The sequence below is a fragment of the Methylobacterium tarhaniae genome (assembly GCF_001043955.1).
GTDB classification, from domain to species: domain Bacteria; phylum Pseudomonadota; class Alphaproteobacteria; order Rhizobiales; family Beijerinckiaceae; genus Methylobacterium; species Methylobacterium tarhaniae.
In genome coordinates, this window is record NZ_LABZ01000188.1 from 1 (window position 1) to 15,499 (window position 15,499).

The window sequence follows — 15,499 nt, forward strand, 5'->3', positions numbered from 1 at the left end:
GAGGGGGGAGGGTTGGGGGCGCGGGTCACCTATTGCGGGCCGACCCTCACCACCCCTGCCACTCGCTCTTCCTCGGCAGCGTCACGGTCTTGACCGGCTCGAGCTTGATCGTGCCGGCCTTGATCAGGTCGGGCAGCGCCCCGTCGGTCGGGCCCGACACCTTGGCGCGGTAGATGTTCACCTCCATCATCCCGCGATGGTCGGTGGGCGACCAAGTCGAGGGGACGCAGACGCCCTCCATCCCGGCCGGCACCCAGTCCTTCTTCTGGTAGAAGCCCTTGCGGACGTTGGGGCCGGCAAGCCCGCCATTGTCCTTGGCCCAGGCCAGGGCCTCGGTCATGTAGAGGGCGGCGCAGATGCCGGTATAGTAGTGCACCGGCCGGTAGGCGGTGCCGGCGGCGTCCGACACCTTCGAGATCTCGGCCGCCATCGCCATGCCGGGCGCGGTGCTGCCGCTCACCGCCGCGGTGCGCACCGGGAAGACCACGCCGTTCGCCGCCTCGCCCGCCGCCTTGGCGGCGTTCTCGTCCATGCCCCAGACGTTGCCCATGAACTGGATGTCGGTGCCGACCGACTTGCAGGACTTGAGCAGCGAGATGTTCGAGCCGCCGGTATTGCCGAGATAGGCGTAGTTCGCGCCGGCATTCTTGGCGGTGAGGCATTGCGCCGTGTAGTCGCCGGGTGCCAGCGCGAAGACGATCGCCGGCAGCACCTCGAAGCCGAGATCCTTCGCCATCGCCTCGCCGGCTTCCTTGGGCGAGTTCGGGTAGGGGTGGTTGCCGCCCATATGGACGTATTTCGGCTTGCCGGTCTTGCCCTTGGCCTTCCAGTCGTCGGCGGCCCATAGCAGCATGGCGCGCAGCGCGTCGGAGTAGCTCGGCCCGTAGAAGAAGTTGTAGGGCGCGGCCTTGGCCTTGCCGCTGGCGCCGGTCGGGTCGCTCACCTGCGCGGCGTAGGAGCCGGAGATGTACGGGATCTCGTCCTTGGTGACGAAGGCCGAGAGCGCCTCGGTGTCGGCGGTGCCCCAGCCCTGGATCGCCGCGACCTTGTCGCGCCCGCCGGTCCACTTCTTGTAGAGCGCGACGGCGCGGGGCACCTGGTAGCCGTAATCGACCGATTCGACGGCCATCTTCTCGCCCTTGATGCCGCCCTTGCGGTTCACGTAGGCGAGGGCGTCGGCCACGCCCTGCGCGTAGGGCACGCCGACATCGGAGGTGGCGCCGCTCTGGTCGGCGAGGTGGCCGATCGGGATCTCGGCGGCGAGGGCGGGCACGCTCAGCGCGAGGGCGGCGGCCGAGGCGAGGGACAGGCCAAAGGACAGGCGAAGCATGGGTCTGGTTTCCTCCGGTTGGCGGGCTGGTTCCTCCAGCCTCGTCGATGGGTTCAGTGCGAGAACGGATACAGCTTCCAGTACGCTTTGATCTGGCGCCAGCGATGGGCGAGCCCGTCCGGCTCGAACATCAGGAACAGCACGATCACCAGGCCGATCGCCATCTCGCGCAGGAAGGACAGGTTGTCCTTGAGCGACAGCGCCCGGTCGAGGGCGGAGCCGCGGACCGCGTCGGTGATCCAGCCCATGGCTTCCGGCACCAGCACCATGAAGGCGGTGCCCATCAGCGTGCCCATGATCGTGCCGAGGCCGCCGATGATGATCATGCCGAGGAACTGGATCGAGAGCAGGATGCCGAAGCCCTCGACCGAGACGAATTGCAGGTAATGCGCGTAGAGCGCCCCGCCGATGCCGGCGAAGAAGGCCGAGAGGCCGAAGGACAGGGTGCGATAGCGGGTGAGGTTGATCCCCATCATCTCCGCCGAGAGATAGTGGTCGCGGACCGCCACCAGCGCCCGGCCGTCACGGGAGCGCATCAGGTTGGTGGCGAGCACGAAGGTCAGCACCAGGTAGGCGAGCACCACGTAGAAGTAGCGGTGGTCGGTGTCGAAGTGGAAGCCGAAGATCGAGAACGCCTCGGCGTGGGTGCCGGCGACGCCGCCGGTGAACCAGTTCGCCCGGGCGAAGAAGTCCTGCAGGATGTACTGCGCCGCCAGCGTCGCGATGGCGAGGTACAGGCCTTTCAGCCGGGCCGCCGGCAGGCCGAAGATCAGGCCGACCGCCGTGGTGATCACGCCGGCGAGCGGGATCGCGAAGAAGACGGGAATCCCGAAATTGTTCGACAGCCAGGCCGACGCGAAGGCGCCGAAGCCGAAGAAGGCGGCGTGACCGATCGAGATCTGGCCGGTGAAGCCGACCAGGATGTTCAAGCCGAGCGCCGCCACCGCGAAGTAGCCGATCTGGATCAAGAGGCTCAGCCAGTAGCGGTCGAGCACCAGGGGAGCGAGGCAGAGGAGCGCCAGCCCCGCCCAGACCGCGTAGCGGCTGCCGGCGGTCGGGAAGATGGTGGTGTCGGCGGCGTAGGTCGACCGGTAGTCGCCGGCGGGGATCAGGCTCTGGGTCGCCATCAGACGCGCTCGATGTCGCGGGTGCCGAACAGGCCGTAGGGCTTGATCATCAGGATCACCACCAGGACGTAGAAGGGAACGATCTCGTAGAGGTTGCCCCAGTGCAGGTACTGGCCGTCGACGTACTGCGCGACGTTCTCCAGCACCCCGATGACGAGGCCGCCGATGACGGCGCCGACGACCGAGTCGAGCCCGCCGAGGATCACCGCCGGAAACACCTTGATGCCGTAGAGCGACAGGGCCGACGAGACGCCGTTGACGATGCCGACCACGATGCCGGCCACCGACGAGACCACCGCCGAGATCGCCCAGGCCAGGGCGAACACGTTGCGGACCGAGATGCCGAGGGATTGGGCCACCTGCTGGTTGAAGGCGGTGGCCCGCATGGCGAGGCCGTGCTTCGAGTAGCGGAAGAACCAGGCGAAGCCCGCCATCATGGCGACCGAGATGCCGAGGCTCATCAGGTATACGGTCTGGATCTCGAGCCCGAGGATCTGCACCGACTGGGTCTGGAAGATCGGCGGGAAGGGCTGCGCGAACACGCCGAACAGCCACTTGCACAGGGCCTGGAAGAAGATCGACAGGCCGATCGTCACCATGATGACCGAGATGATCGGCTCGCCGATCAAGGGTCTCAGCACCACCACCTGGAGGGCGATGCCGAAGACCAGCATGAAGGCGAAGGTGACCGCCATGCCGACCAGGAACGGCAGCTGGTAGGTGGTAAGCAGCCACCAGCACACCCAGGCGCCGATCAGCAGGAACTCGCCCTGCGCGAAGTTCACGACCTGGCTCGCCTTGTAGATCAGGACGAAGCTCATCGCGACCACGCCGTAGAGGGCGCCGACGATCAGCCCGTTGACGACGAGCTGGAGCAGGAGATGGGTGTTCATGGGCGCGAGCCCCTTCTCAAGCGAGCCCTATTCGGCGGCGGCGAGGGTGGCGGGGGCCGCCGTGAGATCGATCACCGGCAGGGTGGTGCGGATGCGCTGGGTGGTGCCGTCCTGGAACCGGATCACCGTATCGACCCGGTAGCTCGGCGCGCCGGCATAGATCGTGTCGATCAGGTCGCCGTACTTCTCGTTGATGACGCCGCGGCGGACCTTGCGGGTGCGGGTCAGCTCGCCGTCATCGGCGTCGAGCTCCTTGTAGAGCAGCACGAACTTGGCGATGCGCTGCACCTCGGTGAGGCCGGCATTGATCCGCTCGATTTCCCCACGGATCAACGCGATCACCGCCGGCTTCGAGGCGAGGTCGGAATAGGTCGTGAACGCGATGCGGTTCTTCTCGGCCCATTTCGCCACCACCGCGTAGCGGATGCAGACCAGGGCCGCCAGGTATTCGCGCCCGGCGCCGAGGATGACGGCTTCGGCGACGTAGGGCGAGAACTTCAGCTTGTTCTCGATGTATTGCGGCGAGAAACGCTCGCCATGGGCGTTGACGGCGAGGTCCTTGATCCGGTCGATGACGACCAGCTCGCCCTTGTTGTCGACGTAGCCCGCATCCCCGGTATGCATCCAGCCGTCGCGCACGTCGCTCGGGGTGTCGGGGCCGGCCTTGTAGTAGCCGTGGAACATGTTGGCGTGGCGCGCCAGCACCTCGCCGATGCCGTTGCGGTCGGGATCGAGCACCCGGATCTCGATGCTGTCGTCGAAGGGCACGCCGACCGTGTCGAAATCGACCGTCTCGCCCCGGTGCAGGGTATAGGCGCCGAGCGTCTCGGTCTGGCCGTAGAGCTGGCGCAGGGGCACGCCCATGGCGCGGAAGAACCGGAACGTGTCCGGACCCAAGGCGGCGCCGCCGGTCGCCGCCGAGGTCAGCCGCGTGAAGCCGAGGCGGTCGCGCAGGGCCCGGAACAGCAGGGCGTCGGCCGCAGTCGAGCGCTTGCCTTGATCGAGGGCATCGAGCCCCATCTTCATCCCGCGCTCGTAGAGGGCGCGCTTGAAGGGGGAGGCGTCCATCATCCGGGCGCGCACGTCGGCGGCCACGGCCTCCCAGACCCGGGGGGCGAAGAGCACGAAGGTCGGGGCGATCTCCCGGAAATCGTGCATCAGCGTATCGGCATCCTCGACGAAGTTGACCTTCATCCGGGAGAGGAGCGCCTGGCCCAGCGCGTAGACCTGTTCCATGATCCAGGGCAGCGGCAGCACCGAGACGTAATCGTCCTGCGGCCCCTTCGGATCGGCGGCGAGGTAGCGGGCGCAGTGGCGAAGGACCCGGCCCCCGCTCAGCATCGCCAGCTTCGGCCGCGCCGTGGTGCCGGACGTGGTGCAGAGGATCGCCACCGCCTCGCCGTCGGTCGCATCGACCATGCGGTCGTAGAGGCCGGGATCGGCTGCGTGCAAAGCCTCGCCCCTGGCCGCCAGGGCCTCCGCCGAGATCAGCCGCGGGTCGTCGTATTTGCGCATCCCGCGGGGATCGCAATAGACGATGTGGCGCAAGCTCGGCACGCCGTCGGCGAGGTTGAGGAGCTTGTCGACTTGCTCCTCGTCCTCGGCGATCACCGCCTTCACCCCGGCGAAGGCGAGGAGATACTGGACCTCGTCCTCCAGGGCGTCGCGGTAGAGGCCGAGGGACAGGGCGCCGAGGGCATGGGCGGCGATCTCGCCGGCCACCCAGTCGGGCCGGTTGTCGCCGATCAGCCCGACCACGTCGCCGCCGTCGATCCCGAGATCGGAGAGGCCGAGGGCGAAGGCGCGGGTGCGGGCATGATATTCGCCCCATGTCGTCGGCCGCCACAGCCCGAAGATCTTCTCGCGAAGGGCCACCTCGTCCGGATGCTCGGCGGCGTTGCGGCGCAGGAGCTTCGGGAAGGTGTCGGCCTGGCGGGCACGCTCGGTGAAATCGGTCATCACGACACCGTCCTCACCGGCGCGGCCGGCTCCTCGTCCTCTTCGCCGAGATAGGCCTTGCGTACGTGGGGATCGGCCAACACCGCCTCGGGGCGGCCGAGCGCGATGCGGCGGCCGAAATCGAGCACCATGACCCGGTGCGAGATGTCCATGACCACCCCCATGTCGTGCTCGATCATCACGACGGTCATGCCGAACTCCTCGTTGAGGTCGACGATGTAGCGGGCCATGTCCTCCTTCTCCTCGAGGTTCATGCCGGCCATCGGCTCGTCGAGGAGGATCAGCTTGGGTTCGAGCGCCATGGCGCGGGCCAGTTCCACCCGCTTGCGCAAGCCGTAGGAGAGGGTGCCGGCCGGCGCCTTGCGGTAGGCCTGGAGGTCGAGGAAATCGATGATCTCCTCGACCCGGCGGCGATGCGACAGCTCCTCGCTCCGCACCCCCGGCAGCCAGTAGAGCGAGCCGGTGACGAAGTTGTTGCGCATCAGGTGATGGCGCCCGACCAGGATGTTGTCGAGCACGCTCATGTGGTGAAAGAGCGCGAGGTTCTGGAAAGTGCGGCCGATGCCGAGCTTCGGGCGCTGGTTCGGGGTCGCCTTCGTGATGTCGCGGCCGTCGAGCAGGATCTGTCCCTCGGACGGCCGGTAGCGGCCCGAGATGCAGTTGATCATCGAGGTCTTGCCGGCGCCGTTGGGGCCGATGATCGAAAAGAGTTCACCCTTCTCGACCGCGAAGCTGACATCCGTCAGCGCCTTGACGCCGCCGAAGCGCAACGAGATCTGGCGAACCGCGAGGGTCTCCGCCACGCCTGATCCTCCCTGGGATGGCGGCCGCGCTCGTGTCCGGCGCTGCTCTGCCATTCGCGGATGCCGGGTATGCGTCCCGGTCATTCGCCATGAAAATACGTTCGACTGTTTTTTTCCGAGCGTCAAGTGCTACACTGGCGCGACGAAAGTCGAGGGGCGCCGGGCCCCGTGAGGGCAAGTCAGAGGCCAGCATGGCGCGTATCGCAGGCTCGTCGGGACCGCGGACCGAGGAGGCCATCCGGCGGGCGGGGCTCAGCCTCATCGCCACCCACGGCTACGCCGCCATGAGCCTGCGCCAGCTCGCGGCCGAGGTCGGCATCCAGCAGGGCTCGCTCTACAACTACTTCCGCAACAAGCAGGAATTCCTGTTCGACCTCATTCGCGGGCACATGCTCGACCTGCACGCGGCCCTGGATGCGGCCTTGCTGCCCGAGGGCAGCGCCGAGGCGCGGCTGACCCGGTTCACCGAGTTCCACGTCGCCTACCACGTCGAGCGGCCGCAGGAGGTGTTCATCTGCTACTCGGAGCTGCGCAGCCTCGAGCCCGACAACCTCGCCGCCGTGGTGGCGATGCGGCGCGACTACGAGCGCAAGCTCGGCGAGATCCTCGATGACGGTCGCGCCACCGGCGAGTTCCATCTGGCCGATACGCGGATGGCGACGCTCGCCATCCTGGCGATGCTGTCGGGCATCTGCACCTGGTACAAGCCGGGCGGGCGGCTCTCGACGGACGGGTTGCAGGAGATCTTCACCGGCATGGTGCTGGCGCTCGCCCGGGGCGAAACGCAGGCGCTCGCCCGGGGCGAGGCGGCGGAGACCGTCGCGGTTCCGGCGCGGCGGCGCGGGGCGCTCCGGGCGGGGATCGGTTAGGCGCGGGCCTCGGCGACCGGCCGCGCGGGGATCTCTCTCGCCGGCGATCCGGCCGTCGGCCGACAGTCTTCGGGAGACGTTGCCAGCTCGCGATGCTTCCGTGTCCCGTGCGTCCGCTGCCGCAGGGACAAGATCGATGTATTCGAAATCGAGCCCTGCTTGTTTCACGTTCGATTTCGCTGCGATTTCAAGTTGCTTGGCCCGCTCTGTCGCGATGATTTTTTGGTCGGAATGCCGGACATCGTATCCGCGGAAATGCTTGAAATACGAACTTCATATACCGTCCATTCACCCTCCTGTCTCACCTTCGGAGATCAGTCCGGCAAGGCCCGGAACCGGAGCGGTCTTTCGATGTTCGTGCTCACCCTTCCCCGCAAGTTCGCCCTGTTGATCGCGCTTGCGGGCCTCAGTCTGGTCGCGCTCGGCGGTATCGCGCTCACCTGCCAGTACGACGCGATGATGGCGCAGCGCATCGACAGGCTGTCGGTCATGACGGAAGCGGCGGCCAGCATCGTCGAGCACTACCGGCAGAAGGCGGCGAAGGGCGAGATGACCGAGGCGGCGGCCCGCGAGGCGGCGCTCGCCGATATCGGGGCGATGCGGCATGGGCGCGACAACTACGTCTACGTCAACGATGCCGCCGGCACGGTGATCGCCCACCCCTCCGCGAAGGTGGTCGGCCGCAACCTGATGGGCATGGCCGATCCCACCGGCTTCCGCTTCGTCGCCGACGTCATGCCCCGCGCCAAGCGCGACGGCGTGGCGACGTTCCGCTACGTCTGGGCGCAGGAGGGCCAGGCGGCGCCCGTGCCGAAGATCGGCCTGTTCCGCTTCTACGCGCCGTGGGACATCTATATCGGCGTCAGCGAGTACGTCAGCGACCTCCGGGCGATGATCGTCGAGCAGGTCCAGCGCCTCGCCCTCGCCGGCCTCGTCATCATGCTGGTCCTCGGCGCCGTCTCGCTGCTGATCGTCCGCTCGGTGGTGCGGCCGATGGAGCGCCTGCGCGCCACGATGGGCGCCCTGGCCGAGGGGCGCACCGACCTGACGGTGCCGGAAGCCGGGCGGCGCGACGAGGTCGGGGCCATGGCCCGCGCCGTGCTCGTCTTCCGCGACAACGCCATCGAGCGCGAGCGCCTGCGCGGCGAGAGCGAGGCCGAGGAGCTGCGCCGGATGCGCCGCGCCGCTTCGCTGAACGAGCTGATCCAGGGCTTCGAGGCCTCGATCACCGGCGTGGTGGCCGGCGTCGCCGCCGCCTCGGGGGAGCTGCGCGGCACCGCCCAGGCCATGACCGCCACCGCCACCCAGACCGCCGCACAATCGTCCACCGTCGCCGCCGCGGCCGAGCAGGCCTCCTCCAACGTCGAGACCGTCGCGGTCGCAGCCGAAGAACTCGGGGCCTCGGTCCAGGAGATCGGCCGCCAGGTCGACGGCTCGGCGCAGCTGGCCCGGGCCGCAGTCGCGGAGGCCGGGCAGACCGCCCGTCAGGTCCAGGCGCTCACCGAGGCCACCGCCCGCATCGGCGACGTGGTCGGGCTGATCTCCTCGATCGCCGCCCAGACCAACCTGCTCGCGCTCAATGCCACGATCGAGGCCGCCCGCGCGGGTGCGGCGGGCCGCGGCTTCGCCGTGGTGGCGGCGGAGGTGAAGGAGCTGGCCGGCCAGACCGCGAAGGCGACGGAAGAGATCACCAGCCAGATCGCCACGATCCAGGCCTCGACGGGCCAGGCGGCCGGCGCCATCGGCCAGATCACCAGCCGGATCGAGGAGATCTCGACGGTGGCGACCTCGATCGCGGCGGCGGTTGAGGAACAGGGGGCAGCGACGCAGGAGATCGTGCGCAACGTCGCGCAGGCGGCGGCCGGGACCGGCGAGGTGACGGGCAACATCGCCGGCGTGGCAGGCGCGGCTGAGAAGACCGGGACGGCGGCGAGCCAAGTGCTGGTCTCGGCCTCCGACCTCTCGCGCCAGTCCGAGCGACTCTCGGCCGAGGTCGATCGCTTCCTGGCGCAGGTCCGGGCGGCATGACCAGGGCGGTGTGACGGGCCGCCCATCCGGGGTAGGGCGGCCCTTCCCTCGCTTTTCCCCTCCCGTCGCGCCATCCGCGCCTGGGACGGGCCTCGGTCCGGTCGCGCTCGGCGGCATCGCGCTCACCTGCCAGTCCAACGCGATGGTGGCGCAGCGCATCGATCGGTTGCGGTCATGACGGAAGCGGCGGCCGACATCGTCGAGCGCTGTCGGCAGAAGGCGTGCAAGGGCGAGATGACCGAGGCGGCGCGCGCCGAGACCGGGGCGATGCGGCATGGGCGCGGCGAGCGGCGGCCGGGCGTTTCGTGCGAGGCGTCGTGGCGGCGAGCAACGAGGCCACGGGACCTCTCCGCCGACACGAGATGTCGCACGCCTGTGCGGCGGTCAGGTCGACGAGACGATGGAAAACGTTCCATCGACGTTGTATTGAACGATGATCGTGCTGTTTCCAGTCGTGAAATCGCATGTTGCGCATGTCGATGCCGTTGTGTCGTAGTGTACAGGTGAGCCTTCGGGCTGTTCTCCGACTTTTACAAAGTAAATACTCTGTGGTGTGCAGCATAGAAGCTGGTTCTGTGGCGCGGAGATGAAGCTCGACAGGATGACGGTGCCGCTCTTGAGAGTGGCGGCATTGCCACAGAACAGGAACGGCGTCGGTAGCGGCGTGTAGGGCGGAACTTGAATGCCGAAGGATCCGGTGCTCACCTCAGGGGCGTTCTGTGGTCGCGACAAGCCCAGCGGGTTGAGCGACATCACGGTGTAGTTGAGCGAGATCGAGTCGTTGGGCTGTGTCGTCAGGGCGATCGGCTGGACCGCCGAGCTCGTTGTGGATATGTTGAGAGTAGCCGAGCGACGCAGCGTCCGAACGGGAGATTTCCAGGTGGTCTGCGCCGTGCTGATGGCGCCGGCATAGATCTGGGCATCGAGCCGGAATTCGATCTGAGATCCGGAATCGGTGTAATTGCCGATTTGCGCACATCCGAGGCAACTGCATGTGACGTCGGCCGGGCTGCCGGTGCTGAAAGACGAAATTTTCTGAAAGATATAGAAGTAATTCTTCGTCTGGGACGCGTTGCGTACGAGCACGGTAAAGGATGCGGGCATGGCGGCGTCATGATCCTTGTGCTGGCTCGCCTCGCGCATTGCCAGGGCCGCCGGCCGGGCGGCCCTCCCGATGACGACAGGCGTCACGATCGGTCCGGAGTGACCGACGACGAGCCGGGCTCGAGATACGGGAGGGCGGCCCGTACCTCGTTCCGTTCGAGGCGGTTACTGGATCGGCTTCACCGTCCAGGTACCGTCATTGTTGAGAGTCACGTTGATGACCGTATAGCCGCCAGTAAAATCACACAGCGCTGAATTCTGGCTCGACTGCGTAAAGTTCATGACGGTGCCGGGCGTATAGGATCCGGTTGCGACGTAGTACTTGAGGATGGGCTGGCAATCCGTGTTGCTGTTTGGGGAAGCCTGGACGAAGTTCGACAGAACGATGCCGCCATTGGCCGCGACGGCCGAGCCGACATTGTAGAGCGCGGGCGGCGTGAAGCTGGGCATGCTGATGCGGAAGGCGCCCTGCTGAACGGTCGAGCCTTGGGTCGGCTTGGACAGGCCGAGCGGGTTGAGCGTCGCCGTCGTCCAGTCATTCGCCGTGCCGGAGCTCGGTGCCAGGTCGATCGGCTGGCTGGCCGAGGCGTAGCCGGAGGTCTGGCCTTCTTGCGGCGGCTGGGTCGCCTGCTGCACGCCGGCATAATACTGGAGGTTGACCTGGAACGTCAGGATGCCGCCGGTCTGGGCGGAATTGCCGAGCAGTGCGGTGTACAGGCTGTTGCTATAGACTTGGGGCCCGCCAGCGTACACGGCCGGCTGCTGAAAGAAAAAGAAATTCTGAGCCTGGAGTTCGTTGTTGGTGACATTGATCGTCAGGAGGGTCGACATGAGAGGGCCTTGCTGATTATGAGCGTCGTGGTCGGGTGCGGGATCTTCGAAAAACTTGTCGCTGGGCATGCGAATGTGTCTGTCGATTGATCCCGCGCTACTTATGACTTCGCGACTGCCATGACGCAACGTTCATTGATTGACCTGAGGTTTAATTTGCCCAATTATTTGATCTGTGCGTAAATCGTGTATGGTGCAAGCCGCTTGTGGTGATGGAAGGATTGCCGGATTTGCTTGCAAATGGGCTCGGTTTCGCAGTAGTGACGGCTGCGCCGCGACCGGCGAGGCCGTTGCGACGGTTCGCGGTGCGAAATGGTCTGCCGCGATGTTTCGTGCATCCCGCCGAGCCGAGAGGGAGTGGCGCCCGGTCGCGCCGCGGCCGGGTGCCGTTCCAGGCCATCATGCTCGCCGCCTTCCGGTGCCGGGCGGGCTCGCGAGGGCGGCCCGGCGCTTCGTCGTCTCGCGCTGCCTCTGCGGAGTGGGGCTGCGGCGAATCCGGCGGCCGCTCTCTCCAAGGCCAATGTCCGATCTGTGATCGTGCCGGACGTCCCGCGGCGAACCGATGCCTGCATCGCCGGACCATGCGCCGGCACCCGCCGCGGCGGTCGACGAGGCGTCATGCCAAAGGTCGTTGACAATGACCTTTGGTCCCGTTCTCGAATTTTCGCCAAGGCTTTGGTTTGAAATCGAAAATTCGAGATGGTTCAACGGCCTGATGCGTCAGCATCTTAGGCCGGTGGTATCATGCCCATCCGTTGCGGCGCGCATCCGACATGCCTCTGCGCCGGTGGCTTGCAACCCGGGCGACCGGTGCTCCGCCCGGTCCTGCGGCCCGGTGTGACCGGGCGGGCATCATGATCGCGCCGGAATCTCCGCCAGCAGGTTGAAGATCAGCGTCCGCATCGATTGCGGGTGCTTGCGGAGCGTCATGACGTGCTGAAGTTCTGCCGGTGAGAGCGTATTGTAGCGGTGCCAGTCCATGGTTCCACGTCCCAGCAGCAACCAGTCCAGCGACACGTCCAGGCGCTGGGCCAAGGCGCAGGCGCTTTCCAGCGACAAGTGTCCGCCGCTCTGCCAGCGGGATACGGCTGCCGCCGAGACATCCAGTTCGGCCGCGAGGGCCTGGCTCTTTCTGACGTTATTCAGCGCCATCGCTTCGCGAATGCGCTTTCCGCGATTGTGATCCTGACTCATTCGTCTCCGCCGACGAAGAAAACGACTTTCGTTCCATTCTCGAATTTCCAACACCAAGCCCAAGGTCCCTGACTTCTGGGCTTGGTGTTGGAAATTCGAGATGGGTCAACGACCTCGTCGATCTCGGGCCTGCCCGAGATCGAGGTTGATGCTCGGGCCTGCCCGAGATCGAGGTTGATGCTCGGGCCTGCCCGAGATCGAGGTTGATGCTCGGGCCTGCCCGAGATCGAGGTTGATGCGTCAGCATCTTGGGCCGTCGGGCCGAGAGCGGTCGAACACCACGTGGAGGTGAGCCGGGAACGGCGTGCCGTCCTGGTCGATCCGCCCGCGCGGGCCCTCGGCGCGGCGCAGGCCGGGGCGGGCGAGGAGGGGCTTGAGCAGCCCGGGCAGGGTCGCGCGGTTGAGATGCGCCCCGAAGCAGAGATGCAGGCCGGAGCCCCACAGCATGTAGGTCTCCCAGGGCCGGTCGGTGCGGAACCGGCCCGGCTGCGGCACCGCGAGGGGGTCGAACATCGCCGAGAGGTTGGCGGCGAACACCATAGTGCCCTCCCGGATCCGGCAGGCGCGCAAGCTGCCGCCGGCCACCGTCGCGTCCCGCAGCGCCCGGCGGTAGATCACCGGGTTGAGCGGGCGGAAGCGCAGGGCCTCGAACACGTGGGCGGCGACGCCCGCATCGTCGCCGGTCCGTGCCGCCGCCTGGGCGCCGGCGAGGGCCGTCGGCCGGTCGAGCAACTCGTCGAGGGCCAGGGTCGCGGCGGCCGAGGTGGTCGGCAGCTCGCCGATCAGCAGGCCGATCAGGTTGTCGCGGATGGTGCGGTCGTCCATGCCCGGCGTGCCCGAGGCCTGGAGCGCGAGGCAGCGGCCGAGGACGTCGTCGCGCACCTCGCCCGATGCCTTGCGGGCCGCGATGTGCCCGTCCAGCCAGTCGCGGAAGGCCGCGGCGGCGGCCACCGCCCGGCCATCGAGGGCGGGGTCGGCCTTGAGGTCGAGGAAGAGGTACCAGAACAGGGTCGTGGTCCAGTCGATCATCGCGGCGCGCGAAGGGCCGGGCGTGCCGAAGTAATGGTCGAGGAGGCCGGCGGCGACCGGCAGGGTCAGCGCCTGGGGCACGTCGAGGCTGCCGGGCGCCGCCGCGACCCGGCCTTCCGCCTCGCGGGCGATGAAGGGCGCCACCACGCTCGGCACGTCCTCGCGCCGCACCACCAGCCGCATGTTCGAGACGTCGCGGGTGTAGCGCGGCGTGTTCTGCATCCCGAGGAAGAAGTTCTCGCCGCCGGTGATCGTCTTCATCCGCGGTCCGTAGACGACGCCGAAATCGTCGTCGCGCGACAGGACGTCGATCACGTCGTCCCGCCGGGTGACGAGGGCGGTGCCGGAATTGGCGTAGGCCGTGACGAGCACGCGGCCGACGCGCAGGTTCGGCTGGACCAGACGCAGGACCGCGAAGACCCGGCGCTGCCCGACGGGGGAGGCGAGGATGGCGGCGAGGCGCGCGCCCAAAGGCCCGCTGCCGCGCAGCAGCGCCGTGAGCCCGGCGCCGGCGAGCAGGAGGGCGGCGCCGACTCCCTCGGCCAGCAGGAGCAGGCGCCGCCAGGTCGCGACCGGAAGGTTGATGAGCCAGGACACGGGCGCGCTCCGGCTCAGGTCGGATCGGTGATGCCGGTGCCGATCAACCGCAGGGCGGTCATGCTCGGCACGAAGAAGTAGTCGCCGCCGCGGGGCTCCACGAGCTGGGGAATCTCGTTGCAGATATAGGGCCGCGTCCCGCTCGCCGCGTCGACCGCGACCACGAGCTTCGGGTCGTGGTGGGGATCGCCCTTCGGGTGGTTGCCGATCACCGGGCAGGTGTCGCTGCCGACGTTGAAGTCGAGGCCGTACTGCATCCATTGCTGCTGCACGAACTCGAACTGGCGGAACAGGCTGGCGCAGACCGCCAGGAAGATGATGCCCTGCTCGCCGGAATCCGTGCCGCTGCCGCCCTGGTCCGGGCCGCCATAGGGCAGGCCGCGGCGCAGGATGCGGCGGCGGTTGACCAGGGCCGAGCCGTCGCCGGCCGTCGGGTCCTTGTCGGTCACGTGCGGGTCGAGCATGTCGCGCGGGTTGGCCCGGCGCATGTGGGCGGCCACCGGGCAGGTCGTGCCGTCGAGGTCGTCGCGATACGTGAAGTCGGTGTAGCGCAGGGCGAGGGCGGCGAGCTTCGGCTTGTCGTCGGCGGCCCGGGCCTCGGCCAGCTCGGCCTGGAATTCCTGCCACGCCTTGTAGGTCGGCGCGGCCTGGAGCGGGATCCCGTCCTCCCAGCGTCCGACCACCTTCGCGCGCAAGATCGCCTCGGCCTCGGCCTGCGGGACGCCGTGGATCGCGGCGTAGCGCGCGCCCTGCTGGCGGAAATAGGTCGCGAAGCTCTCCACGTTCTCGTGCAGCTTGCGGTAGGCCATGAAGGTGCCGTTGCGGCTGAACTCGATCGGCATCGCCGCGCCGGGGATCTCCTGGGCCTCGTCCGGGTAGCCGAGCAGGAACTCGCCGGTGGCGAGCGGCGCCCAGGTCTGGTCGGGCATCAGCTTGCCGCCGCCGATCACCCGCAGCTCCTCCGCGGCGGGAGGAAACTGGCCTTCGAAGACCGGGTCGCCGAACCCGTCCGAGAGACCGAAATGCTCCTTGTTGGTCGGGGAGAGTCCGGTCTCGCCGGGGCGCAGCACCGCGGACATCTCCTGGAAGTCGGCCCCGTCCGGGCCGGTGCCGGGCAGGAGCACGACCTCCCCTCGCGAGGCCGCGCACAGGTCCCGCAGGGCTTTCGTCTCCGTCTCCAGCTCGGGGACCGGGGTGCCGTCGGGGTTCATCTGCGCGTTCAGCATCACCAGGATGTGGACGCGGGTGTCGCCCTCCGAGTCGCGCCACACCGCGTCGCGCGCCTTCAGGAAGGGGTCGTCGCCGAGGATCTCGGCCCGCTGCGCCATGCCGTCGATGAACTCGTCGGGCATGCCGCGCAGGGTGCGGATCGGAACCCCGAGGGCGAGGAGGCCGTAGAAGGTGAAGGCGATGTTGAGCGTCACCTTCGGTTTCAGCAGCTTCACCTCGCCCGGGTAGTCGGCGGCACCCTCGGCGCGGGCCACGTCCTTCAGGCGCGGGTTGCGGGTGCGCAGCAGCGGCTCGCCGCGATGGGGGTTGCGCCAGCGCGCCGCCGTGGTCACCCGCGGGCGCAGGGCCTCCACGAAGGCGCGGCCCTCCCGGCCGTCGCCGCGCACCGTCAGGAAGAAGGCGCGGGCTTTGGGGAAGCCCTGCCGGCCATAGGCCCGCAGGATGCCGCCCTGGATGTCCGCGAGGTCGAGGAGCGTCGTCATGCCGTGGCTTTCCGGGCGGGACC

General features: G+C 67.9%; 12 protein-coding genes. 2 read left to right on the forward strand and 10 right to left on the reverse strand.

What is annotated here, in order from left to right:
- Positions 1-46: 46 nt before the first annotated feature.
- The 5 genes from VQ03_RS23865 to VQ03_RS23885 are packed head-to-tail and all read right to left on the reverse strand — an operon-like array spanning position 47 to position 6,112.
- The gene (locus VQ03_RS23865) at positions 47-1,330 is read right to left on the reverse strand and encodes an ABC transporter substrate-binding protein (RefSeq protein WP_048453398.1); all 1,284 of its coding nucleotides are present in this window, start codon (positions 1,328-1,330) and stop codon (positions 47-49) included.
- Between the two features lie 53 nt (positions 1,331-1,383).
- A complete protein-coding gene (locus tag VQ03_RS23870) occupies positions 1,384-2,457 on the reverse strand; it encodes a branched-chain amino acid ABC transporter permease (protein ID WP_048453399.1) in 1,074 nt (357 codons plus the stop codon).
- On the reverse strand, positions 2,457-3,350 hold the full coding sequence (locus VQ03_RS23875; RefSeq protein ID WP_048453400.1) for a branched-chain amino acid ABC transporter permease: 894 nt from the start codon (positions 3,348-3,350) through the stop codon (positions 2,457-2,459). The genes VQ03_RS23870 and VQ03_RS23875 overlap by 1 nt, the downstream gene beginning before the upstream one ends.
- A gap of 27 nt (positions 3,351-3,377) precedes the next feature.
- The gene (locus VQ03_RS23880; protein WP_048453401.1) at positions 3,378-5,309 is read right to left on the reverse strand and encodes a long-chain fatty acid--CoA ligase; all 1,932 of its coding nucleotides are present in this window, start codon (positions 5,307-5,309) and stop codon (positions 3,378-3,380) included.
- Entirely contained in the window at positions 5,309-6,112 is an 804-nt protein-coding gene (locus tag VQ03_RS23885; RefSeq protein ID WP_048453402.1) for an ABC transporter ATP-binding protein, read from the reverse strand. Before VQ03_RS23885 ends, VQ03_RS23880 begins: the two co-directional genes overlap by 1 nt.
- 191 nt (positions 6,113-6,303) lie before the next feature.
- Here VQ03_RS23885 and VQ03_RS23890 point away from each other — a divergent pair, with 191 nt between their 5' ends.
- Both VQ03_RS23890 and VQ03_RS23895 read left to right on the forward strand, forming a co-directional pair.
- Complete coding sequence (locus VQ03_RS23890) at positions 6,304-6,981, forward strand: TetR/AcrR family transcriptional regulator (RefSeq protein WP_048453403.1); 678 nt, start codon at positions 6,304-6,306, stop codon at positions 6,979-6,981.
- 351 nt (positions 6,982-7,332) lie between these two features.
- Positions 7,333-9,009, forward strand: coding sequence for a methyl-accepting chemotaxis protein (locus VQ03_RS23895; RefSeq protein ID WP_048453404.1), 1,677 nt, complete (start codon positions 7,333-7,335; stop codon positions 9,007-9,009).
- Positions 9,010-9,393: 384 nt separating this feature from the next.
- Here the strand turns inward: VQ03_RS23895 and VQ03_RS33270 are convergent, their stop codons facing one another.
- From VQ03_RS33270 to VQ03_RS23915, 5 genes are all read right to left on the reverse strand, one after another.
- Complete coding sequence (locus VQ03_RS33270) at positions 9,394-10,200, reverse strand: hypothetical protein (protein WP_157064233.1); 807 nt, start codon at positions 10,198-10,200, stop codon at positions 9,394-9,396.
- A gap of 78 nt (positions 10,201-10,278) precedes the next feature.
- Positions 10,279-10,944, reverse strand: a complete 666-nt coding sequence (locus VQ03_RS23900; protein ID WP_048453405.1) for a hypothetical protein — start codon at positions 10,942-10,944, stop codon at positions 10,279-10,281.
- A gap of 852 nt (positions 10,945-11,796) precedes the next feature.
- Complete coding sequence (locus tag VQ03_RS23905) at positions 11,797-12,138, reverse strand: helix-turn-helix domain-containing protein (RefSeq protein WP_048453406.1); 342 nt, start codon at positions 12,136-12,138, stop codon at positions 11,797-11,799.
- Between the two features lie 240 nt (positions 12,139-12,378).
- On the reverse strand, positions 12,379-13,764 hold the full coding sequence (locus tag VQ03_RS23910) for a cytochrome P450 family protein (protein WP_048453407.1): 1,386 nt from the start codon (positions 13,762-13,764) through the stop codon (positions 12,379-12,381).
- Positions 13,765-13,778: 14 nt separating this feature from the next.
- Positions 13,779-15,476 (reverse strand): Dyp-type peroxidase, encoded by a 1,698-nt coding sequence (locus VQ03_RS23915; RefSeq protein ID WP_048453408.1) that lies wholly within the window; start codon positions 15,474-15,476, stop codon positions 13,779-13,781.
- Positions 15,477-15,499 lie beyond the last annotated feature (23 nt).